The following is a 22,022-nucleotide window of genomic DNA, read 5'->3' on the forward strand; positions in this document are numbered from 1 at the left end:
TAGGAACGAGGATTGCGCGACCTGGTGAAGCGCTGCCGGGCCTGGTCGTTGACAAGCTCCGAGATGGCAATGCCTACAATCACCCTGACCAACCTCGGCGACCAGGGCGCGGAGGCGGTGTTCGGCGTCATCTACCCGCCCCGGGTGGCGTTAGTGGGATTTGGTCGAGCGCTTCGACAGTGCGCGCGGCATAGAAGATACGAGTGAACGGGAACCGTCGAACCGTTGGACCGTTGGCGCGGACAGGGCAATGGTGGCCAAGACGCACTGAACTTCGGTCCCTGCGGGAAGCGGAAAAGCGATCGTGATGTGATTTCAAGTTGCGTGCGTATCAATGCCGGCTGCGTGGTTCACATCATGCTGACGATCTTAGACAACGAAGCGTCTCGCTGACAGATACAACCCCTTGCATAGTCGCCAGATGCAGCCCGTTGGAATCCACTGCATTTGATCTATTGCCGCTTGATTGCGGCCGCTCCCGAGCCGCTCTGTGGTAAACATGACATCAAGACGCCAATCATCTTGCCCGCCCTTACGATCGTTTGCGCTGCGCTACCCGCTGGCCATCTGCCAGGCTGCTCGAAGGATAACGAATGATCCGAGTGCCTTGCGGCAGCGGTTCTAACAGTTCGGCGTCCTCTGCGTTTCTACGCCCGATTCGCACTTCCCGCCGTGAGGCCCGGCCATCGGTGACGGAAAACACACACCACGAAGCGGTGCCACATCGAAAGATCGCGCTGACCGGGATCTTGAGGGCATCCTCCGCCCGCCACAGGACAATCTTGGCGATCAAGCGAAAGCCGTCGCCCAGTTGCGCGGGCGGCGCCATGACGTCGATGATAACGTTGGCGCGTTTCTCTTCGATGCCCAGGACGGAAATCTTGGTGAAGGCATGCGGTTCGACCAGCCGCACGACTCCGCCTATTTCCTGTTCGCCGCCCCACCCTTCGATGCGCACCGGCATGCCGGCCCTGACCTTGACCGCCTCGGTCGATAGCAGCTCGACGACGATTTCCAGGTCGTGGGGATCGCCGATCGTAAGCAATGGCGCGCCTGCGCTGACGATCCGCTCGCTGCGCTCGGGGATGCCCAGAACAGCTCCGGCAACGGGCGCTCTGACTGACACCAACGAAGAGGAGCCGCCCTTGTATTCACGCAAGGCGAGCATGCCGGCCTCGGCGACCCGAACCTCCTCCTTGGCCGCGTTTGCCCGGGCCTGCGCCGCCGCCAGTTCATTGCCGGCGGTGATGCCAAGGTTGGCTGCCTGCTCGCCCGCCTGAGGCGACAGAAAATGCTCACGCACCAGACGCTCGATCCGCTGCCGCTCCCGTTGCGCCTGCGCATAATCCTCGGCAGCGTGACGTACCCGCTCCAACGCCTCGCGGTGCGCGGCACGCGCGGCCGCCACCCTGCCTATCACCTCTTCCTGCTCCCTGGCACTCAACGGCAATGGCGCCAATTCCGCCACGACTTGCCCCACCTTCACGGCGTCGCCTTCGCGCAGGCCGATGCGCATCAGCCGGCCGCCAATTGGCGCCGCAACGACAAAGCGCTCCTTGCTGCGAGTCTCTCCTTCCTCGCTTGTCGTGACCTCCAATGGGCCGCGCGTGGCCTGAACCGTGTCCACCTCGGAAGGGGCTGGAACCAGCAGGTAGACTGAACCCGCCAGCAGCAGGATCCCGGCAAGAATGAACGCAGTCTTACTGGCCGAGAGGCGCATCGCGTGTCACTCCCGCGTCTTCAGTACCGCGACCAGGTCGAGGTGCCGCAAGCGCCGCAAGACCAGAAGGCCAGCGGCCAGCGCAGCGCATGCCGCCGGCAGCATCGCGAAGAAAAGCGTTGCCCGCTCCAGCGCAAGCGGCATCCGGAATGCGTCCCGGTCAAACACCGGCACCAGCAATGCGCAGAGCCCATAGCCCACGGCGATGCCTAGCGGCAGCGCGGCGGCCGTCAGCAATGCCTGCTCTCCGATGAGGATGGTCGCGACTTCTCCCTGCGAAAAGCCGAGAACCCGCAAGCTAGCGAGCTCATTGCCGCGCTCGGACAGCGCAATGCGGATATTGTTGTAGACGACCCCAGCTACGATGACCGAGGCAAAGCCCGCCAGGACCAAACTCGATATCACGAAGGTGCGGTCCAGAGTGCTGCCGATGCTCTCGAGCACGGCACTGCGCACGATCACCGAACTGATTGCGGGCAGGCGTTTCAACCTGGCATACAACTGTTGCTCCTTGAGCGTGTCGATGCGCAGATAGAGGCCACTGATGGCAGGGCTTTCCCCTAACTGCCGGGACAGCGCGTGCCGCTCTATATAGGCGCTGATGCCAAGCAGGTCATCAACCGTGGCGACCACAGGCAGCGTGATGACGTTCCGGCGCCCCTCCAGCAACTCCGCCTCAACCCGATCGCCAATGCCGATGTGCAAAGTCTCAGCCAGTTTGGCAGATACGACCAGGCCATCGGAGCTGACACGCTGGCGGCCTCCCGTATAACCAACCACCTCGCGCAGATCCGCGCCGGCGTCAAGGCCCGTGAGTTCGACACGCTTGGCACGGTGGCCATGGCGCAGCCAGACTGGCGTCATGCGGAAACCTTCGGCCCTCATGACACCCGGCAGTTGTACAACATCGAAAGCCGCAGCTGCAGGCTGCGCCTCGTTGAAGAACAACGTAACGTCGTCGTGCTGTACCTGGCCGAACTGCAAGTCAAGAATCTGCTTGACGCCGTCCAGCCCGAACCTGCCCACCACCATGAGCCCGACCGCCAGGGCAATCCCGGTCGTTGACAGCATGGCCTTGCCGGGCCGGCGAGCCAGGTTCCTGACGATCAGCCGCAACTGAATTGGCATTGCGCGGAGCACGCCGGCACGGTCCAGAAGGCTCGCTCGAAAGCCCGCAGGCAGCTCCGGCCGCATGGCCTCGGCGGGGGGCAGCCTGGCGGCGCGCAGCACCGCGGCACCAGCCCCGACGATGGCCGCGGCCACGCTGGCCAGCACCGCGACGATCAGCGCGCGCGGGCTTATGGTCGCCTGCAGGTTGGGAAAGTGAAAATACTGGCGATATAGGTCAACCATTAAGGTCTCGAAGTAGAGGCCCGCCGGTATCCCGGCTGCAACACCAATCGACACGGTGGCGAGCCCGAAGCGCAGGTACTGAAAGGCAACCGTGCGGCCGCCGTAGCCAAACGCCTTGAGCAGCCCGATCTCGGCACGCTGCATCGTGACGAGCCGGCTAAGCAGCGTGTACAGCAGGAACGACGACACGGCAAGAAACAGCACGGGCACATAAGTGGCGGTGATACCGATCTCTGCCAGTTCATCGGACAAAAAACGATTGGATAGCTGGTCTTCCCTGCCATAGGCGCCCAGGCTGCCATAGCGCGCCAGGAGGCGGTCGAGCGGATCGATGAGCTGGCGCGCGGTGACACCGGCATCGAGCGTCAGCGCGATATCATTGAATGCGCCTTCCATGCCAAAAGCGGACGCAACTGCCTCGCGTCCCACCCACACCACACCAAAGCGGCGGTTGTCCGGGAAGACCATGCCCTGCCCGACTTCGTAGACATACTCAGGGGACATCCCGATCCCGACGATAGCCAGATTGCGGGAGCGGCCATTGAGTATGGCGGTGATGCGGGAACCGACCTCCAGGCCGTTGGCGGCGGCAAAGACGGCACTGGCCACCACTTCGTCTTCCCTGGCCGGGTTCGGGAAATGGCCGCGCAGCAGGAACAGGGCATTCACCACCGGTACGCCGCTGGCGGGAAGTGAGACCAGCCGCAAGGTGGCGGGCTCGCTGAAACCCGGCACATCGGCAGTCACGTCACGCACAATTCGCGTTTCGACACCGCGAACCCCTGGCAAGGCACGTATCTCGTCTACCATCCCGAGCGGCGCGCGCTTTACGTTCGCGAACACATCGGCAAAGCGGTGACCTGTGTAATAACGGTCTTGGGCGATCGCCAGCGACTGCCAGGCGCCGTACATCCCCACCAGGACAGCGATGCCGCAGGCAACCACCAGCGCGGCTGCGATCACCTGCCCGCGCAGCCGCCAGAGATCGCGCCCCAGCATCTTCCATAAAGCGGTCACCATGACAGTTCCGATGGTCTGGCGCGTGCCGCATTGCGCTCGATGCCCGTGATGGCGCCGCTGCTGATATGGATCACGCGGTCGGCCATGGCCGAAATGGCGGCGTTATGCGTGATCACGACGGTAATGGCACCTAACTCGCGGTTTACGAGTTCAAGCACTTCCAGTACCAGCTTGCCGGTCTTGTAATCGAGCGCGCCAGTTGGCTCATCGCATAGCAGGATGTCAGGCCGTTTGGCGATCGCGCGCGCAATCGCCACGCGCTGCTGTTCACCGCCCGATAGCTGCGCCGGGAAATGATTCTTGCGGGGCGCCAGCCCGACCATCTCCAGTGCTTGCAGCGGATCCATCGGTTGTATGGCGATTTCCGTGACGAGCGCGACGTTTTCGAGCGCGGTCAGGCTGGGGATCAGATTGTAGAACTGGAAGACGAAGCCGACATGTTCGCGGCGATAGCGGGTCAGGCCCTCGTCATCGGCCTGGGTCAGGTCGTGATCGCGATAGACGACGGTGCCGGTGCTCGGGCGGTCCAGGCCGCCAAGGATATTCAGCAGCGTCGATTTTCCGCTGCCCGACGCGCCGAGCAACACCACGAACTCGCGGCCGAACAGATCGAGGTCGACGCCCGCCAGGGCGTGAATCTCAATTTCGCCCATGCGATAGCTCTTGCCGACATGCCGGAGCCGAAACAGGGCTGCCTCCCGCCCGTTCGCCACATCGCTTCCAGCGGATTTTGTGGCAAGGGCCTTCATCCTGTTCTCCACTCCGCGGGCGTATGCCCCGCCGGAGAAACATGCTCATTCTGTCTTGGATGGCACCTTTACCAGTACAACCGGGCATTCCGCATGCGCAATCACACGTCCTGCCACGGAGCCGACAATCGCTTCCAGGAACGCGCCCCGGCCATGGGCGCCCATGAGGATCGCCTCAGCCTTGATGGATCTGGCATAGTCCACAATGCGCTCCGGCGCGAATCCGACCAAGCTGTGCTCTTCAAACGGCACCCCTGCGCCACGCAGGATTGCGGCCACGGATTGCATGACCTTGGCGCTTTCTTCCGTGTGCCAGGCGTCAATGTCCTTCTTGCTGATAAAGGACTTCACCTCGCCCGAAAGGTCTGGCAGGCAGTGCACGACATGGACGGAGAAGCCGTCCTTGAATAGCCGTCTGTCAGCCAGGCATTGCGCCGCAGCATCACTGTAGGAGGAACCGTCCGTAGCCAACACGATATTTTGCATTTCCGCCCTCAATTGCCGATGTCCGTTCTTCGATTTCCATTCCTTGCCGCGCGTTAATTGCGCCAATAGAAAATTCAGCGCCTTCGCACTACATCCTGAATGGCCCCATGATTACTAGTTTAGCTACATCCAGCAGTGGACCCGCCCTTGACGCAGGTCGATCTTCGACGCCATGAGCCTGCCGTGGCCCGGCTTCCGCGATTCGCCCCGACCGGATGAACTGCTGCAAAGGCTTGATCGCTGCCCCCTGGTTGTTAGACGCTGCCCATGATCTCCCCCGGCCTTTATGTCGACAGAAGGCGTCGAATCCATAGATACCATTGTGGCCACATCGCGATCCGAAATTCGGACCGCGCCGCTACACCGGCCAGGTCTCTTGCGAATCCCGGCAGCCTAGCCCACCACTCATTCTAGAAGTAGCTACGGAAATTGAAATAAATTTAGGCAACGGTCCGATCTTAAGCAACTGAAGCCACGCCCAGACGAAGCCAACGTGAAAGCCTGCGGGTGACCAGCGGGCGTTCTCAAACGGCTTTGTGCCCGCCCGGGCCGCTGACGCGAACAGCGAGCCCGCCCAACTCCACCGACTGACTGACCTCGATCTCCAACTGGTGAAATGCTGCAATGCGTCGTACGATTGACCAGCCGAGCCCGCTGCCGCTCTCGCTGCTACCGGGAACCCGGAAGAATCGCTCTCCGAGTCTGCGGGAATCGGCGTCAGCCAGCCCTGGACCGCTATCTTCGACAATGCAGACAACTCGCCCACCGTGCTGCTGCACGCCCACTCTCACCCGCGCAAATCGGGGACTGTATCTCAGCGCGTTGTCGACCAGGTTGCGAGCCAGGACGGCCAGCAGCGCCTCGCTGCCGGGAGGGTTGCAGGATTCGGTGGCTTCGAACTCGAGACTCTGATTCTTGCTAATCGCCTTCGGTGCCAGTTTCGGCCACCACCTGCTTAACCAGGGCCCTCAGGTCGACTTCGGCCATAGTTGGGGCTGCGTTGGCTTACAGCCTCGACAAGATAAACAATTGCTCCACTGCGGCTGCTCGCATTGAGTAGCGCGCTGGCTCTTGCCGCCTGTGGCGGTGGTGGCGGTGGTGGCGACGGATCGTCGAGCAGCGGCAGCAGTAGCAATAGCAATACCGGCACCCTGAGCGTGTCGATGACCGACGCGCCCGCCTGCGGCATTGATCATGTCTTTGTCACCGTCGACAAAGTGCGAGTCCACTCCGATCCCAACGCCAACGCCAACGGCACTGGCTGGGTTGACGTCACGGTCAGCCCGGCACGACGGATCGACCCGCTGTCGACGTTCTTCAATCGATGTACCCGTGGGCGCGACCATCAGCTCAATGGCCGTTTAGTTTATTCAACCTGACATTCGTGGTTGGATTGGCGAGTGTCGGAGATGGGTCGTGAACGATCATAGCCAACCGGCACACCGCCCCTCCGTTAAGGGCCATCTCCCGCCGTTCGCCTTCGCGCTCCGGCAGACATTTCAACGGCTGCCGGGCCACGAATTGCAGACGCTCGTCCGCCGTCCGCATGTGCCCAATACTTGCGCGGCGACATGCTGTGCTGCCGTGTGTTCGCAGCGCCATCGCGATGCCAGCAACCCAAGACGGCTGCGGGGGGACACAGGATCGATATCCATTGTGAATGACCTGGCCCAGGCTGCGACACCGTCCACAGGCATCGGCCTTGCCAGTGCATATCCCTGGCCTGCGTCGGCCCCAAGAATTGCAGCCGCTTCAACCAGATCCATTGTTTCCAGGCCCTCGACGACGACAGTCAGATCAAGGCTTTTGCCCAGGTTGATCAGCGAGCCGATAAAGCCAATGATTTTGTCCGGATTTCGGCCCGCGTCGCGTACAAGGCCCTGGTCGATCTTGACGGTATGGAATGGCAACGAGCTCAATCGTAGCAGGCTGCTATAGCCAGAGCCGAGATCATCCATCGCCAGCCCTACACCGAGCGCTGCCAGCGCGTGCACGCCAGCATCGTGACGCTCCTTGTCTCCGTACGGCCTGTCTTCCAGCAGCTCCAACTTCAGTCGCGCCGGATCGAACCGGTGCCGCTGCAGCGCGTCGGCCACCCAGTCAGCGCCGGCGGGCTCGATCAGCAATTCGGGGGGCAGGTTGACGGACACATCAACCGACAGGCCGTCGTCATCCCATCGGCGCGCCTGGGTCAGGGCGTAGTCGAGCCCGAGCTTGAACAATCGGATCAGGTCGTCACGCCCGTAACAAGGCAGAAAGGTGCCCGGCCCGATCGTCTTGCCACGCTGATCGTGTAGCCGTGCAAGGAACTCGATCGCAACCGGTCTGCGGGAGTGCAGGTCGACAATCGGCTGGCCGTGGAATGTCACCTCGCCCGCATAGACGCGCTGGCGCAGGTAGCTGACCTGTCTCGCCTGCAGATGAGCCCCTGCGCTGGCTAGCTGCCGCTGCAGGCCAATCGCCTGGCTGAGCAGCACGCCCACCGTCAGTTCGAGAAATGTCTGCATTTCCGTGGTCTCGAACATGCCAGGATAACTGCCGTAGATCGTCAGCACGCCCAGCATGCGCCCCTCGACGTCCCGTAGCGGGATTGACGCGCCAGAACCGAAGCCGGAGGAACGCGCTGCCTCCTTCCACTGCGCCGCCAGTGGTTCTGTGGCGTAGGAGGCCACCGTGGCAACCGCGCCAGTGCGCCAGCAGCGCCCTATCGGGCCCTGAGAGAGTACCGAGGGCCTGTCTTGCACGCGCGGCACGACATCCGCTGCCAGCATTCGTTCCAGATAGGACTCGAAGTCGCCCGCCATCCTTTCGAAGATGAAGGTTCCTTCTGGATCGGGATGGGCGATGGCGGCGGCCCGCAAGCCATTCAGGTCCATCAGCCCGTCCAGCGCGGCCTGCACCCGGTCTCCGTAATTGGCAACATGGGAAAGCCTCTGCAACAACTTTCCCATAAGCAGTTGCCGCTCTTGCTGTAGCACGTTCGCGCCCAGTAAGCTGAAGTGGATTTCAGCATTGGCGCGCTCGGTTACCACGTGCCTGAGCGCATCGCAGGTATTGCGGTCCAGGTGCAATCCCCGCACCTGCGCTGTCAGGGCGCTAGCGTACTCGCGCATGGCCCGGACAACCCAGCCGCATTCCACCGCCAACATGGCCAGCAGCTCTCCGCATTGCCGGGCCCTGGCCTGGTGTTCGGACTCACTCAGCCCGGGTTCCAGCCAAGACTGCAAATACGCGACCTGCGACATCCTCAGGGCTGCAAGCTCGGTCTCATCAAAGCGACTCAGTATCGTGGCCGGCCCGTCCTCCCGATACAAGGTCGCGTAGAGATGGTCAACGAACCTTGGTGCCACCAACATCACCGCTTCCTTCACGTCAGCCAGCAAGGAAGCCGCCCTCACACCGTATGCGGGAACCTCGTGCGCACCCCATTCGTTCATTGCCGACTCCCGGATATCGTAGCCAAAGACTGCGCCGGGGCCTCGGCGGCAAACGGCTCCCACGTCGGCGCACGACCGCGGCCCGAGCACGTCTTGCCGGTCTTGGGGCCCCGATACCGGGCAGGCAAGCGTTCGGATTTCGCCTTCGCCGTTGCGGCGACGTGGCGGCCTCGGCGTTTCCTGGCAACGTCCTTGGGCATGAGATGCTACTGTGACATCAGCACACGCATCTTCTGTTCAGCGCCGGCCGGCGCCCCGGCCTCAACACGGAAGGTGCCTGCATCGGCGACCAGGCGGGAAGCCTGTTCCCGCAGGCTCTCGGCGGCGGCAGCGGCCTGCTCCACCAGCGCCGCATTCTGCTGCGTCACCTGATCCATCTGGGCGACGGCCTGGTTGACCTGTTCAATGCCGGTCGACTGCTCTTCACTCGCCTCCGCAATTTCCTCGATCAGGGTCGTCACCTGCCGTACCGACGCAACGATGCGGTCCATGGCAGCGCCGGCTTCCGCTACCCGCCCGGTACCGGCATCGGCCTGCTGCATGGAGGAAGCGATCAGCTCCCGGATTTCCTTGGCGGCCGCGGACGAACGCTGCGCCAGCGTACGGACTTCGCCGGCCACGACCGCGAATCCGCGCCCCTGCTCGCCCGCCCGCGCTGCTTCCACGGCCGCGTTCAGCGCCAGGATGTTGGTCTGGAAGGCAATGCCTTCGACCGCGCCAATGATGTCGGCCATCCTGGTGGCCGCCGCCGCGATGCCCTGCATGACCTCCTCCACGCCCTTGACCGTTGCGGCGCCGTTGTCCGCAACACCGATGGCGTCCTGCGCCTGCCTGCGCGCGGCCCGGGCATTACCGGCGTTCTGGTTCACGGTCGAGGTCAGTTCTTCCATCGAGGCCGCCGTCTGCTGCAGCGAGGCCGCCTGCTGTTCTGTCCGCTGAGACAGGTCGGTATTGCCCTGCGCGATCTCGTGGGCCGCGCTGTCGACAGAACCGGACGCGACCTGGATATTCAGGATCAGGCTGCGGAGTTGTGTAAACGCGCGCTCCAGCGCCTGCATGAGCTCGCCAATTTCATCGCCGGACGTGGCCACGACGGAATAGGACAGATCGCCTTGCGCCAACGCCCTGGCGGCCTTCACCGCTTCGCCCACCGGTTGCGTGACCGAGCGAGTGATGCGCACAGCGGACACCACCGCAGCAAGCACGGCGAGCGCCAGCGCCCCAAGCAGCCAGACCTTCGCCGCGCGGTACGCCTCGGTGGCTTCGGCCGACTCCTTCGCGCTGACGCCCTTGCCCACTTCCATCAGTGCATCGAGCGGTGCAAAGTAGCTGGCTTGCGCGGTCGACAGTTCGCCGGTGAGTTCTGCACGCGCCTTCTCCGAATCGCCTTCGCGCACGCCGTCGATCACGATTGTCACTCGCGCCCAGTACCTGGCATCGGCCGCGGCAAGATCCTTGTACAGGGCCTTGCCCTTCTCCGTGTAGAAGATGTTCGCCATGCCGCGGATCTTCTCCTCATTGACGGCACGCAACTGCGCGATCTTGGCGATGCTCTTCTCCATTTGCCCGGCATCCTGTACGAGGGCAAGGTCACGGAGCATGATGGCCGTGTGGGCCGCACGATCCTTCAGTCCATGGAACTCAAGGATCTTGTTGTTCAGATCCGATACGATCAACTCCGTATTGGCGTCCATGGTGGCCATCTTCTGCAAGGCAACCACCGCAATCACCAGCAGCATAAACACATTGATCGAAAACGCTGCTGTCAGCCGCGTCCCGATGCGAACGCTCTTGAACGAATTCAACATACCTGGAAATCTCCCCACTTGATTTTGCATTCGCTTGCCTGGGGCTTGATGCTGGCTGGTTGCCCCTGATCCTTTCAGGGCCAGCGGAACCGGCGGCCGCCCGTGGCTTCAGGCCACCGCAGCCGCGTCGCGCCCCACAGGGGCTTCACATTCAGGCCGCCCTTCTTTCGTGGACACCAAGGGTGTCTGGCGCCCCCTTTATCGTCAGGCGCCAGGCGTTCTGAAGGCCGTCCGCCGAAGGCGGAGACGAAAGTGCCTTAAAGGCAACTCACTCGGTGCTTTTTGTGTGCGAATATCGCCTGGCAGCCTGGAAAATGCGTTCGGTGCCGTGTTTCAGGCCTGGCGTGAGGCGCCCTTGAGTGGAGCTGGCTGTGCTGATCCGAACCAATGGCCTGGGCCAGGTCGCCGCATTCAGGTGAAATGGGTAGCTGGGCCAAGAAGCGGGTCGATGCAGCACTTGCCCCCCCCCTCAGTGCTGGCTGTGATCGTGAATGACCGTTCTTCGCAGGCATCTGCCAATCGCTGAGCGATACAGCGAACGTCTCACAAGCGCCGAAGGACTAATCCGCTCGCCCGTTAAGCGGCGGGCGCGCGGCAAAAATAGCGCAATCGCTGGCGACAGCGGCGCGCCGCCCAAGCACGCGCCCCCGCCCCCGCCTCAGTCCAGCGGCCGTCCGGGCCGGAACCCGTCCCGCAGTTCCCGCTTGAGCACCTTCCCGATCGCACTGCGCGGCAGCACATCCACCAGTTCCAGCACGGCAAGCCGCTGCGTCTTGCCAACCTGCTCGTTGGTCCAGGCCATCAAGGCGTCATCGGACACCGTGGCGCCATCGCGCCGAACCACAAAGGCCACCGGCGTTTCGCCCCATCGCTGCGAGGGCACGCCAACCACCGCGCAATCCAGCACGTCCGGATGCTGCTGCAGGATCCCTTCGAGATCGCTGGGATAGATATTGAATCCGCCGCTGATGATCATGTCCTTCTTGCGGTCCATCAGCGTGAGGAAGCCGTCTTCGTCGAAGCGGCCAACGTCGCCGGTGCGGATAAAGAGCTTGCCGGTGGCGTCGCGCCATTCGGCCGCGCTCGTCTTCTCCGGTTGCTTGTGGTAGCCGGCCATGATGGCGTTGGAATGGCCAACGACTTCGCCGATCTCGCCCACGGGCACTTCCTTGCCGTCGTCGTCGATCAGGCGGATGTCATGGCCTTCCATGGGCTTGCCCACGGTGTGGAGCTTGTTGGGGAACTCGTGCGCGGCCAGCACGCAGCTGCCGCCGCCTTCGGTCATGCCGTAGTACTCGACCAGGCCGCCGGGCCAGCGCTTGAGGATTTCTGCCTTCAGCGCGGCGGAAAGCGGCGCGCTGGTGGAGAACTTCATCCGGTACGACGACAGGTCGTAGTCACCGAAGTCCGCGCGCGCCATCAGGCGCTGGTATTGCACCGGCACCAGCATGCTGTGCGTGACGCGGTACTGCGCTGCCAGTTGCAGATAGCGCTGCGCGTCGAACTTGGGCATCAGCACGGCGGTGCCGCCGAGCGCCAGCGTGGGGATGAAGCTCACGAGCGTGGTGTTGGAGTACAGCGGCGTGGATATCAGCGTGACGGCGTCGGGACCGTAGCCGCCGGATTCCTGGACACGGCGGATCTGGTTCCAGCGCAGGGCGTGGGCGTGCACGATGCCCTTGGGCGTGCCGGTCGTGCCCGAGGAGTAGATGATGTTGAACACCTGTTGCGGCGCGATGGCATGCGCTTGCGGGCGGCTCCCGTGCGGGGCCAGCCAGGCTTCGAACGCGAGGCCGGCGGGGGCGCCGGCCAGCCCGATGAGGCGGGCCTGGATGTTGTCCCTCACCGGCGCGATCTCGCGCAGCACGTCCGCGTCGACAAAGAGCACCCGGGCGTCGGAGTCTTCGACCATGCCAGCCAGGCTTGCCGGCGTGGAGGACGGGGCGAGCGGCACCAGGGCAACGCCAGCGCGCAGGCCGCCGATCAGGATGGCGGCGTATTCGATGGACGCTGCCGCGCAGATGGCGAGCGAGGCGCCGGGCTGCAGGCCGTCGCGTTGCAAGGCGGCGGCGACGCGGTCGGCCAGCGCGTCGAATTCGGCATAGGTAAGCGAGCCGCGGCTGTCGACGACCGCGACATGCCCGGGCCGCTCCGCGGCGTGCAGGCGCACGCAATCAGCAAGGTTGCCAATCGGCTGCGTCAGAAGTTCTGTGATGCCCATAGGAAGGTCCTGTCTCCATTTGGCGTCGCGACCGACGGGTCCGGGGGACCGCCTTCGCGCGCTAATTTATCGTCTTGAACGTCCGGGGCATCCGGCGTTCATCCCGTGGGCCTGCCGGCATTGCCGCAGGCCGGGACAGATTTTCGCATGGACACGGCAAAGCTGCCCTACACCGGTGGGACAACCCGCACTAGCAGGTCACTACGAGGGTAACTGCGCAGGCAACCACGCAGGTCACTTCAGCCCGCAACCTGGCTCAAAGCCGCCCGCCCTCCCCGATCCAGCAGGGGTTCCGGCCATGGCCGGCCAGCGCTTGCGCCGGCCAACCAGGGGACGGCGGTGCGAAGCGCCTGACCGCCTCCGGTTCCTCGCTTTACGTCACGCTTTATGTCGTTCACGCAGACGGCTCGTAGTCCACCTGGTGCCGTGCAATGCGCAAGTCACCCAGTTCCTCCTTCACCCGTAGGTGCTCCGGGTGGGTGGCGTACCCCTCGAGCGCCGTCTGCGATTCGAACTCGGAATACAGGACCACGTCGCAGGCGTAGTTGACCTTGCTGGAGTCCACGCCGACTTCCAGGTGGCGCATGCCGGGGATCCGGCCGCGAAGCCCTTCGAACGCACGCTTGAGCCGCGCCACGGCGTCTTGCTTGTCGACTTCGGTTTCTCCGCGCAGGTTCCACATCACGATGTGTTTGACGATGGACACGATTTCTCCCTTTGCCGATCCTGGCGGATCCTGGCTGGTTTTCCTGGTGTTCTTGATGTTCTTGATGTCCTTCACGTCAGGCCGGCGGGAAGCCGACCCTCTGCGGCCACAGGTTGCTAAAGCCATGCACGGTCGACTGCCCATAGACGCCGGCCTGCGTGAAGGGCTCGCCTGCCAGCCACGCCTTGGCCTCGGCAAGCGACGGAAAATCGATCACCAGCAGGCTGCCGGCCATGGTGGTGCCGTCCTCGGCCAGCAGCGGCCCCGCAAAGGCAATGCTGTCGGCCTTGGCGCCGAGATAGACCTTGTGTTCCGGGCGCACGCGGGCGCGCAGCGCACCGGTGCCGGGCTTGTCGAGAAGATGGAATGCAAACAGCATGAGGCCTACCTCCGGGACGGCGCCGGCGCTGCCGGTGCCGGGTTGAGAATGAAATCGAAATCCAGCGTGTAGAACGGCGTGGCCGATGACGTGCCGTCCGGGGCGGTGCCGGCCTCGTGCCGCACCCAGTCCCCGATGAGTGAGCTGCGCACGCCGAAGACCGCGTCGGAATCCAGGTATTCGCCGCCCTCGCGGAACACATGGGTGATGAGCGTCTCAAACCCCGGCGCCGAGATCATGAAGTGCAGGTGCGCGGGACGCCACGGATGGCGGCCCATGGCATCGAGCATGCGGCCCACCGGGCCGTCGTGCGGAATCGGGTAGCACTCGGCGACGATCGACTTGAAGTGAAAGCCGCCGCGCTCGTCGGCCGTCAGCGTGCCGCGGCCCTGGTGGCCATCAAGCCCCGCCTGCTGCACATCGTAGAAGCCTTCCGAATCCGCCTGCCAGACTTCCAGCCGCGCGTTCGGCACCGCCTCGCCCGTCACGCTCTTGACCTTGCCGCTGACGTAGCACGGCTCGCCGGTCATGCCGTTGGCTACGTCGGCGCCCAGTGCGTACTCTGGCGCGTCGTCCACGTAGAACGGCCCGAACACCGTGGCCTCGGTGCAGCCGCGCGGCTTCTTGTGGTTCTGCGCGGTGACCAGCGTGGACAGGCCAAGCGTGTCGGACAGCAGGATGAACTCCTGCCGGCTGCTGGTGCAGGTGTGGCCGACTTCAGTCAGGAACTTGATGCCTTCGGCCCATTCGGCCTCGGTGAGATGCACCTCGCGGGCAAAGGCGTGGAGATGCTGGACCAGGCTGGTCATGATCTCCTTCATCCGCCCGTTGGGCATGTCGGCATGCCGCGCCAGCACGGCCTGCGTGATGGTCTCTTCGTCTAGGTTGCGCATGATGCGTGGTCTCTCGTGGTTGTTCTTGCGGACGTTATTGCGGACGTTCTTGCGGACATCGGGATCAGGCCTTGGCGGCATCTTCCCAACGCGGGCAGGCACGTTTGCTCACCGGGATATCGATCGACTGGTAGTTGGTCTTGTCCACCACCGTGGCCGGCAGCACGATGCTCTGCGTGACCGGCATGCCGCGCAGCTTGCGGATCGCGGCGGTCATGCCCAGGCAACCCTGGGCAAATCCATTGTAGTCACCCGTGGCAAGCATGGTGCCGGCCTTGATCGCGTCGATGGCCTCCTGCGTGCCGTTGATGCCGGACACCAGCGCCTTGCGGTTGGCGCCCTGCAGCGCCTCGATGGCGCCGATGGCCATGGCGTCGTTGGTGGCAAAGATACCGTCGATCTGCGGATACGACTGCATCAGGTTTTCCATCACCTGCAGGGCCTGCAGGCGCTGGTAGTTGGCCGGCTGCGAGGCCACCAGCTTGATGCCGGGGAAGGCCTTGAGCGCGTCGTGCATGCCTTTGACGCGGTCGATATTGGTCAGCGAGCCCTTGATGCCTTCCAGCAGCACCACATTGCCCTTGCCGCCCATGGCCTTGAACAGGTGCGTGGCGGTCTTCAGCCCCAGGTCGTAGTCGCTGGCGCCGATGAAGGAGACGAAATTGCCCACGTCGCTCTTGTCGGTCACGTTGACCACCGGGATGTTGGCCGCGTTGATCTTCTTCACGCCAGGGCCCATGGCCTTGTAGTCGACCGGGACGAAGACGATGGCGTCGGCCTTCTTGACGATCACGTCCTCGATCTGGCTCATCTGCTCCGGGATGCTGTCCGGCTTGGTGGGGATGTAGTGGGTGACACGCGCGTTCATGCTCTTGGCCGCGGCGTCCGCGCCCTGGCGCACTACCTGGAAGAACGGGTTGGTCTGGTTCTTGGTGAACACCGCGATGCGCTCGCCGTCCGCGTGGGCCGGCGCGGCCAGGATGCCGAGGGCCAGCAAGCCAGCCAGTTGCTTCAGGTTACGTACGTTCATGTTGTCTCCTTTGTCTTTGATGAAAAGCTGCGACCTTGTTTGACGACCTTGTTTGACGACCTTGTTTGACGACCTCGATTGACGACCTTGCTTGACGACCTTGCTTGACGACGTCGAGCCAAGAGGCTTTCAAAATGAAACGAAGCGGCCTCTACGACCTCACGCCCAGCCGCTTGCGCGACAGCGTATCCAGGAATACCGCCAGCACCACGATCACGCCCGTCACCAGCGGTTGCCAGTTGGCGCTGACGGTGAGCAGGTTCATGCCGTTGAGCACCAGCGTGAGGATGATGGCGCCGACCAGCGTGCCCGATACCCTGCCCACCCCGCCGAACAGCGAGGTGCCGCCGATCAGCACCGCGGCGATGGCGGGCAGCGTCAGCGCCTCGCCAATGTCGCCTTCGGCCGAGTTGAGCCGCGCCAGGAACACCAGGCTGGCGATGCCGGCCATGGCGCCGCTCACCAGGTACACCAGCACCAGCCGCCGCCTGACGGGCACGCCGGAGAGCCGGGCTGCGACGGGATTGGCGCCGATGGCGTAGATCTCCTGGCCATAGGTGGTCTTCTGCGACATGGCGGTGCCCGCCACCAGGAACACCAGCATCAGGTACACCGGAATGGGCACGCCCCACAGGTAGCCGCTGCCGATCGCCCGAAACGCCGGCGGGAAGCCGTGGATGGTCTCGCCCGCCATGAACCAGTAGGTGACGCCGTGCAGCACCCACAACATGCCGTAGGTGGCAATGAATGGCGGGATGCGCAGCATGGCCACCAGCAGGCCGTTGGCCAGCCCGATCAGCGCGCCGGTGCCCAGCCCCGCGCCCACGCCTAGCATGGTGGAGCCGGTGGCCTTCATCACGGTGGCCGCCACGCAGGCCGACATGGCCACGTTGGCGCCCACCGACAAGTCAAGCCCGCCGGTCAGGATCACCAGCGTCACGCCCGACGCCAGCAGGAACAGCAGGCTGGCCTGGCGCAGCACGTTGAGAATGTTGCCCAGCGTCAGGAACGCGTCCGACGCCACCGCCAGCAGCAGGCACAGCAGGCCCAGCGCGAACAGCCGGTAGGCAAACGAGCGGGCATCCGCCGACAGTGGCGGGAACAGAGTCGCCGTGTTCATGCTTTCCCCTTGAACGATTCGATCAGCAGCACCACCAGCACCAGCAGCCCGATGGCCGCCACCTGCACCGACGACGGCACGCCCACCAGGTTGAGCCCGTTGCGCAGCACGCCCACCGCCAGCACCCCCAGCACCGTGCCGGGCAGCCAGCCGTTGCCGCGGTCAAAGGTAGTGCCGCCCACCGCCACCGCGGCGATGGCATCGAACTCCAGCCCGATGGCCGCCGTGGGGTGCCCGGCATTCATGCGCGCCGTGAGCAGCAGCGCGGCCACGCCGGCCATCAGCCCGCCCAGCGCATAGACGGCGATCAGATAGACATTGATGCGCACGCCGGAGAACTTGAGCGCCTCGCGGTTGCCACCCAGCGCGAACACATAGGCGCCAAAGCGGGTGTGGTAGAGCAGCCAGTGGAACAGGCCGTAGAACACCGCCGCGATCCAGATCGGGAGCGGCACGCCGAGCAGTTGCCCGGCGTAGATCAGCGGAATCGCCTCGCCGATGCCGGTCACGCTCTGGCCATCGGTGGCCACCAGCGCCAACCCCTGCGCCACGCCCAGCGTGCCGAGCGTGGCCACGAACGGCGGGATCTCCAGCCACGACACCAGCGCGCCATTGAGCAGGCCGAACGCCAGCCCGGTAAGCAGCGCCGCGCCCAAGGCCAGGGGCAGCGATTCCGTGGCCACCATCACCATCGCCAGCACCACGCCGCACAGCGTCAGCACGGCGCCCATCGACAGGTCCAGCCCTTCGGTCATGATGATCAGCGTCATCGGCAAGGCGATCAGCAGCAAGATGGTGGATTGCGCACCGATGTTCAGCAGGTTCTCCACGCTCAGGAAACCCGGGCCCGTCACGCTAAAGCCCAGCGAAAGCAGCAGCAGCACCCAGACCGATCCGGGCACCTTGCCGATGGACAGGCCAAGCGGCCGCGGTAGTGCGTTGGTATCAGGCATCGTTCATCCCCAGTTGCAGAATGCGTTCTTCGGTCATCTCGGCGTGAGCGACTTCGCCGGCGATGCGCCCGCCGCGCATGACATAGGTGCGGTCGCAGACATTGATGATCTCCGGCAGCTCGGAGCTGATCAGCAGCACGCCGGCGCCCTGCTTCACCAGGCTGTCGATCAAGGCAAAGATCTCGGCCTTGGCGCCGACGTCGATGCCGCGCGTTGGCTCGTCGAAGATAAACAGCTTCGCTTCGGCGACCAGCCATTTGCCGATCACGATCTTTTGCTGGTTGCCGCCCGAGAGGAACTGCGCCAGCTGGTTGCCGTCGGGCGTGGCAATGCGCAGCCGTGCGATCTCGCGCTCGGCTAGCGCCTCGGCCTTGTCCGCGCGATACCAGCGCGCGGGAAAGGCGCGCCGCAAGCCGGCCAGCAGCAGGTTGTCGCGCACCGTGCGGATCAGCGCCAGCCCCTCCGATTTACGGCTTTCCGGAATCAGCGCGGCACCCAGCTCACGGGCGCGGTCCGGGCCGCCGGTGAGACGCTTGCCAAAGATGTGGATTTCGCCCTGCCGGATCGGGTCCGCGCCAAACACGGCGCGCGCCACCTCGCTGCGGCCCGAGCCCACCAGCCCGGCCAGGCCCACGATCTCGCCGGCGCGCACCTGCAGGTTGATATCCGCGATGCCGCTGTCCGCGCTGACGTTGCGCACGTCCAGCGCCACTTCGCCCGGTTGCACGCTGCGCTCGCGGCTGTAGCTCATGTCGACCTTGCGCCCGACCATGCGCGCCACCAGCTCGTCCGGGGTGGCGTCGCCGGGCAGGCAGGCGCCTACCTTGCGGCCGTCGCGCAAGATGGTGATGCGGTCGCCCAGCGCAAAGACCTCCGCCATGCGGTGCGAGATATAGATCATCGACACGCCGTCCGCCTTGAGCCGCGCGATCACGGCGAACAGCTTCTCGGTCTCGCGGTCGGACAGCGCCGCGGTGGGCTCGTCCAGCACCAGGATGCGCGCGTTCTGCGACAGCGCCTTGGCAATCTCCACCATCTGCTGCTGGGCCACGCCCAAGCGGTGCACCGGCGTGCGGGTGCTCACCTCCATGCCCAGGATATCGAGGATGCGGCGCGCTTCGGCGTGCATCCTGGCGGCATCGACGGAGCCGGGAATCCGCCCGCGCGGCTCGCGGCCCAGGAAAATGTTCTGCGCGATGTCCAGGTAAGGCACCAGCGAGAACTCCTGGAAGATCACCGCGATGCCGAGGCCCATGGTGTCGGCCGGGCTGGTGATCGCCACCGGGCTGCCGTCGTGATAGAACTCGCCGGCATCGGCCACGTAGACGCCGCACAGCACCTTCATCAGCGACGACTTGCCGGCCCCGTTCTCGCCCAGCAGCATATGCACCTCGCCGGGGTAGATGGCGAACGACACATCATCCAGCGCCTTGACGCCGGGGAAGTTCTTGCAGATGCCGCGCATTTCGAACAGCGGCGTGATCTCGGTGCCTGCGTTCATGATGCGCGCCTGAGGCTCTTGCCGGCGCCGATGCAGGCGCCGATGCCGATGCCGTGCGTGGCGGGTTGTCGATGCATGTGGTCTCCTCCTTATCGTTGGTATCGCTGGTGGTTTTCCAGCGCTGGCGGCAAATGGATGCGCCCGCCCTTCCTTTTGCCTGCGGGACTTCGCTTCGCGCTTACCGCCCCGCCGCCAGGCGTTCGCCCGACGCGCGCAGCGCTTCAAGCTTGCCCGGCAGCCCGTCCACCAGCAGCCGGCCGTGGCGCTTGCGCGCCTTGCCTGCCACGAACACGCTGTCGATATTGGCCAGGCTGGCCTGCATCACGATGGCGCTCACCGGGTCGTGCAGCGGCGTCATGTTGAGCTTGCGAGCGTCGATCATCACCAGGTCGGCCTGCTTGCCCACGGCCAGCGAGCCGATGCGGTCCTGCATGCCGAGCATCCGCGCGCCGGCCAGCGTGATCCAGTCCAGCGCATCGCGGCAGCTCACCGCGTGCGCGGGCGCGATCTCGCCGTGCTGCTGGCGGTACTCGGCATGGTCCAGCGCGCGCTGGACGCCCAGCGCCATGCGCGCGGCGATGAACATCTCGCCGGACAAACCCGATTCCAGGTCCACGCCGAGCGATGGCGCCGCGCCCAGGCGCGTCAGCCGGCCCGTGATCGGGAAACCATGGCCCTGCGTCAGTTCGTTCTCCGGCGTGACGGAGAAGCTCATGCCCAGCCCGACGAAGCGCGCAAGCTGCGTGTCCGTGAGGTTGTTGCCATGCACGATGTTGATGTGGGGGCCAAGCAGCCCGGCCTGCTCCAGCCGCTCCCACCCCTGCGGCGTGCGGGCGCTGCCGCCACCCTGGTGCATGCTGGCCAGCAGGCCGAATTCCCGCGCCAGCGCAAAATCGTGCAGCGCGACTTCCAGCGTGGAGTAGTGCGGGCCGAGGATGGCCAAGCCGAGGCTGAGCAAGGACGAGCCTTGCAGCCGCCTGGACAGGCGTTCCACCTCGCTGCGCGGGTGCGGCATCTCCCAGAACGGCAAGGCGCCGGGCTTGGGGTCTGGCTTGGGCGAGCCGTGCAGGAACGCGGCGCGGATGCCGGCATGCTCCAGCGCGTCCAGCGCGGCATCGCTGTGCGCCGGCGTGGGATTGTTGTGGCACCAGTCCACCAGCGTGGTGGTACCGCAATCGAGCTGGTTCCACGCGCCGACGAGCGTGGCGATGCCGATGTCATCGGGCGTGAAGCGCGTGGCCAGCCCGGCATGCATCTGCCGGAAATACTCGGTCAGCGTCCAGCCCGAGGCGACGCCGCGCAGCGCGGTCTGCCAGGTGTGCATATGCGCGTTGACAAAGCCTGGGGCAACGATGAAGCCGCGAGCGTCGATCAGCTCGGCGCCATCCGCGTCCAGATGCGGTGCGATGGCGGCGATGCGCTCGCCGTCGATCAGCAGGTCGCCGGTGAACTCGCCGAGGGCGGGTTCCATGGTGACCAGAGTGGCCCCGCGTACCAGGATCATGGGTGTGTCTCCGTTGCCTGGCGGCGCTGCCTGTGGCCGGCGCGCCGCTCTGGGTTTTGCAAGCGTCCTGTCATGCCTGACAGGCGCTGGAACAAACTCTATACTGCCGGCAAATGGAAAAAAACGACGGATAAGGAAATCTTCTTTCCGCCAGGCGAGAGAATCAACATGGCTCGCGCGGCGGACCAAGGCGCACACGGGGAGACAAGGCATGGACCGTTGGACCGAATTCGAACTCTTCGTCCAGATCGCGGAGCTGGGCAGCATCAGCAAGGCCGCCGAGAGCCTGGCCATTTCCAACGCGGCGGCAAGCCGCTACCTCACCTCGCTGGAGCAGCGGCTGTCGGCGCGGCTGATCGAGCGCAATACGCGCCGTCTTTACCTGACCGATGTGGGGCACGAGTTTTTCCGGCGCTGCAAGGGCGTGCTGACGGAAATGAAGGAGGCGGAAGCCGCGGTCAACGCCAATGTGCTGGAGCCCGGCGGCACGCTGACGGTCACCGCATCGCTGTCGTTTTCCATGAAGCACCTCGCGCCGCTGCTGCCGGATTTCACCAGCCTGTATCCCAAGGTGGATGTGAACATCCTGGCGGCCAACCGCTACTACGACATCATGGACAGTGGCATCGACCTGGCCATCCGCACACGGGAGTTCGAGCCGGACTCTGGCCTGACCGTGCGCCGGCTGGCCGAGACGCGCCGCATCCTGGCCGCCTCGCCACGCTACCTGGACCGCATGGGCACGCCGCGCGAAGTCGACGACCTGCTGCGCCACCACATGCTGATCTACTCCTACGCCAACCGGCCGCACGAGCTGGCCTTCACCCGCAATGGGGAGGAGAAGACGGTCACGGTGCGCAGCAAGCTGGAGTCCAACGACGGCCAGGTGATCCGCGCGGCCGCGCTGGAAGGCCTGGGCATCCTGGTGCAGCCCAAGTACATCGTCTACGACGATATCGTGGCGGGCCGGCTGATCCCGGTGCTGGACGACTGGGACCTGCCCCGGCTCACCATCAACATCGCCTTCCAGAGCCGGCGCTACCTGGCCGCCAAGGTGCGCCTGTTCATCGAGTATCTGGTGGCGCACTTCGAGCGCATGGACTACGAGCGCAAGTGGACGTCGTGACGGCCCGCTTGGTGAC

General features: G+C 64.7%; 20 protein-coding genes. 3 read left to right on the plus strand and 17 right to left on the minus strand.

The genetic code is table 11. The annotated features are described in order from the left end of the window. Positions 1-24 precede the first annotated feature (24 nt). A complete protein-coding gene (locus AC1RWI_RS22585) occupies positions 25-207 on the plus strand; it encodes a 2-oxo acid dehydrogenase subunit E2 (protein ID WP_492868928.1) in 183 nt (60 codons plus the stop codon). Between the two features lie 325 nt (positions 208-532). Here the strand turns inward: AC1RWI_RS22585 and AC1RWI_RS22590 are convergent, their stop codons facing one another. The 5 genes from AC1RWI_RS22590 to AC1RWI_RS22610 all read right to left on the minus strand — a co-directional run bounded on the left by AC1RWI_RS22590 (position 533) and on the right by AC1RWI_RS22610 (position 6,266). Then, on the minus strand, positions 533-1,720 hold the full coding sequence (locus tag AC1RWI_RS22590; protein ID WP_492868875.1) for an efflux RND transporter periplasmic adaptor subunit: 1,188 nt from the start codon (positions 1,718-1,720) through the stop codon (positions 533-535). A 6-nt stretch (positions 1,721-1,726) separates the two neighbouring features. Beyond that, complete coding sequence (locus AC1RWI_RS22595) at positions 1,727-4,093, minus strand: ABC transporter permease (RefSeq protein ID WP_492868877.1); 2,367 nt, start codon at positions 4,091-4,093, stop codon at positions 1,727-1,729. Next, positions 4,087-4,842 carry an ABC transporter ATP-binding protein gene (locus AC1RWI_RS22600; RefSeq protein WP_043356132.1) on the minus strand — a complete coding sequence of 252 codons (756 nt, stop codon included), beginning with the start codon at positions 4,840-4,842 and terminating at the stop codon, positions 4,087-4,089. The genes AC1RWI_RS22595 and AC1RWI_RS22600 overlap by 7 nt, the downstream gene beginning before the upstream one ends. A 45-nt stretch (positions 4,843-4,887) precedes the next feature. Continuing rightward, positions 4,888-5,328 carry a universal stress protein gene (locus AC1RWI_RS22605; protein WP_043356134.1) on the minus strand — a complete coding sequence of 147 codons (441 nt, stop codon included), beginning with the start codon at positions 5,326-5,328 and terminating at the stop codon, positions 4,888-4,890. 524 nt (positions 5,329-5,852) lie between these two features. Further along, positions 5,853-6,266: an ATP-binding protein gene (locus AC1RWI_RS22610; RefSeq protein ID WP_330218543.1), complete on the minus strand. Its 414-nt coding sequence runs from the start codon at positions 6,264-6,266 to the stop codon at positions 5,853-5,855. A 114-nt stretch (positions 6,267-6,380) separates the two neighbouring features. Here AC1RWI_RS22610 and AC1RWI_RS22615 point away from each other — a divergent pair, with 114 nt between their 5' ends. Next, entirely contained in the window at positions 6,381-6,707 is a 327-nt protein-coding gene (locus tag AC1RWI_RS22615) for a DUF4382 domain-containing protein (protein ID WP_492868879.1), read from the plus strand. Positions 6,708-6,827: 120 nt separating this feature from the next. Here AC1RWI_RS22615 and AC1RWI_RS22620 read toward each other — a convergent pair whose 3' ends face one another. The 12 genes from AC1RWI_RS22620 to AC1RWI_RS22675 all read right to left on the minus strand — a co-directional run bounded on the left by AC1RWI_RS22620 (position 6,828) and on the right by AC1RWI_RS22675 (position 20,880). Next, a complete protein-coding gene (locus AC1RWI_RS22620) occupies positions 6,828-8,765 on the minus strand; it encodes an EAL domain-containing protein (protein WP_492868881.1) in 1,938 nt (645 codons plus the stop codon). Then, positions 8,762-8,965 carry an H-NS family nucleoid-associated regulatory protein gene (locus tag AC1RWI_RS22625; RefSeq protein ID WP_492868883.1) on the minus strand — a complete coding sequence of 68 codons (204 nt, stop codon included), beginning with the start codon at positions 8,963-8,965 and terminating at the stop codon, positions 8,762-8,764. Before AC1RWI_RS22625 ends, AC1RWI_RS22620 begins: the two co-directional genes overlap by 4 nt. Positions 8,966-8,971: 6 nt before the next feature. Then, complete coding sequence (locus tag AC1RWI_RS22630; RefSeq protein WP_492868885.1) at positions 8,972-10,573, minus strand: methyl-accepting chemotaxis protein; 1,602 nt, start codon at positions 10,571-10,573, stop codon at positions 8,972-8,974. 658 nt (positions 10,574-11,231) lie between these two features. Further along, positions 11,232-12,794 (minus strand): class I adenylate-forming enzyme family protein, encoded by a 1,563-nt coding sequence (locus AC1RWI_RS22635; protein ID WP_492868887.1) that lies wholly within the window; start codon positions 12,792-12,794, stop codon positions 11,232-11,234. A gap of 394 nt (positions 12,795-13,188) precedes the next feature. Next, positions 13,189-13,500, minus strand: coding sequence for a Dabb family protein (locus AC1RWI_RS22640; protein ID WP_492868889.1), 312 nt, complete (start codon positions 13,498-13,500; stop codon positions 13,189-13,191). A 76-nt stretch (positions 13,501-13,576) separates the two neighbouring features. After that, entirely contained in the window at positions 13,577-13,879 is a 303-nt protein-coding gene (locus AC1RWI_RS22645) for a YciI family protein (protein WP_492868891.1), read from the minus strand. A 5-nt stretch (positions 13,880-13,884) separates the two neighbouring features. Next, the gene (locus tag AC1RWI_RS22650) at positions 13,885-14,772 is read right to left on the minus strand and encodes an intradiol ring-cleavage dioxygenase (RefSeq protein WP_492868892.1); all 888 of its coding nucleotides are present in this window, start codon (positions 14,770-14,772) and stop codon (positions 13,885-13,887) included. 64 nt (positions 14,773-14,836) lie between these two features. Continuing rightward, positions 14,837-15,802 carry a sugar ABC transporter substrate-binding protein gene (locus AC1RWI_RS22655; protein WP_183035286.1) on the minus strand — a complete coding sequence of 322 codons (966 nt, stop codon included), beginning with the start codon at positions 15,800-15,802 and terminating at the stop codon, positions 14,837-14,839. A 151-nt stretch (positions 15,803-15,953) separates the two neighbouring features. Next, the gene (locus tag AC1RWI_RS22660; RefSeq protein WP_043356141.1) at positions 15,954-16,922 is read right to left on the minus strand and encodes an ABC transporter permease; all 969 of its coding nucleotides are present in this window, start codon (positions 16,920-16,922) and stop codon (positions 15,954-15,956) included. Then, entirely contained in the window at positions 16,919-17,875 is a 957-nt protein-coding gene (locus AC1RWI_RS22665) for an ABC transporter permease (protein ID WP_043356142.1), read from the minus strand. The genes AC1RWI_RS22660 and AC1RWI_RS22665 overlap by 4 nt, the downstream gene beginning before the upstream one ends. Then, the gene (locus tag AC1RWI_RS22670) at positions 17,868-19,376 is read right to left on the minus strand and encodes a sugar ABC transporter ATP-binding protein (protein WP_492868895.1); all 1,509 of its coding nucleotides are present in this window, start codon (positions 19,374-19,376) and stop codon (positions 17,868-17,870) included. Before AC1RWI_RS22670 ends, AC1RWI_RS22665 begins: the two co-directional genes overlap by 8 nt. A 178-nt stretch (positions 19,377-19,554) precedes the next feature. Then, the gene (locus AC1RWI_RS22675) at positions 19,555-20,880 is read right to left on the minus strand and encodes an amidohydrolase family protein (protein WP_492868897.1); all 1,326 of its coding nucleotides are present in this window, start codon (positions 20,878-20,880) and stop codon (positions 19,555-19,557) included. A gap of 211 nt (positions 20,881-21,091) precedes the next feature. Between AC1RWI_RS22675 and AC1RWI_RS22680 the strand changes: the two genes are divergently transcribed. After that, positions 21,092-22,006 carry a LysR family transcriptional regulator gene (locus AC1RWI_RS22680; RefSeq protein WP_492868899.1) on the plus strand — a complete coding sequence of 305 codons (915 nt, stop codon included), beginning with the start codon at positions 21,092-21,094 and terminating at the stop codon, positions 22,004-22,006. The last annotated feature ends 16 nt before the right edge of the window (positions 22,007-22,022 follow it).

The sequence above is a fragment of the Cupriavidus sp. MPR-AND1C genome (genome assembly GCF_058809705.1).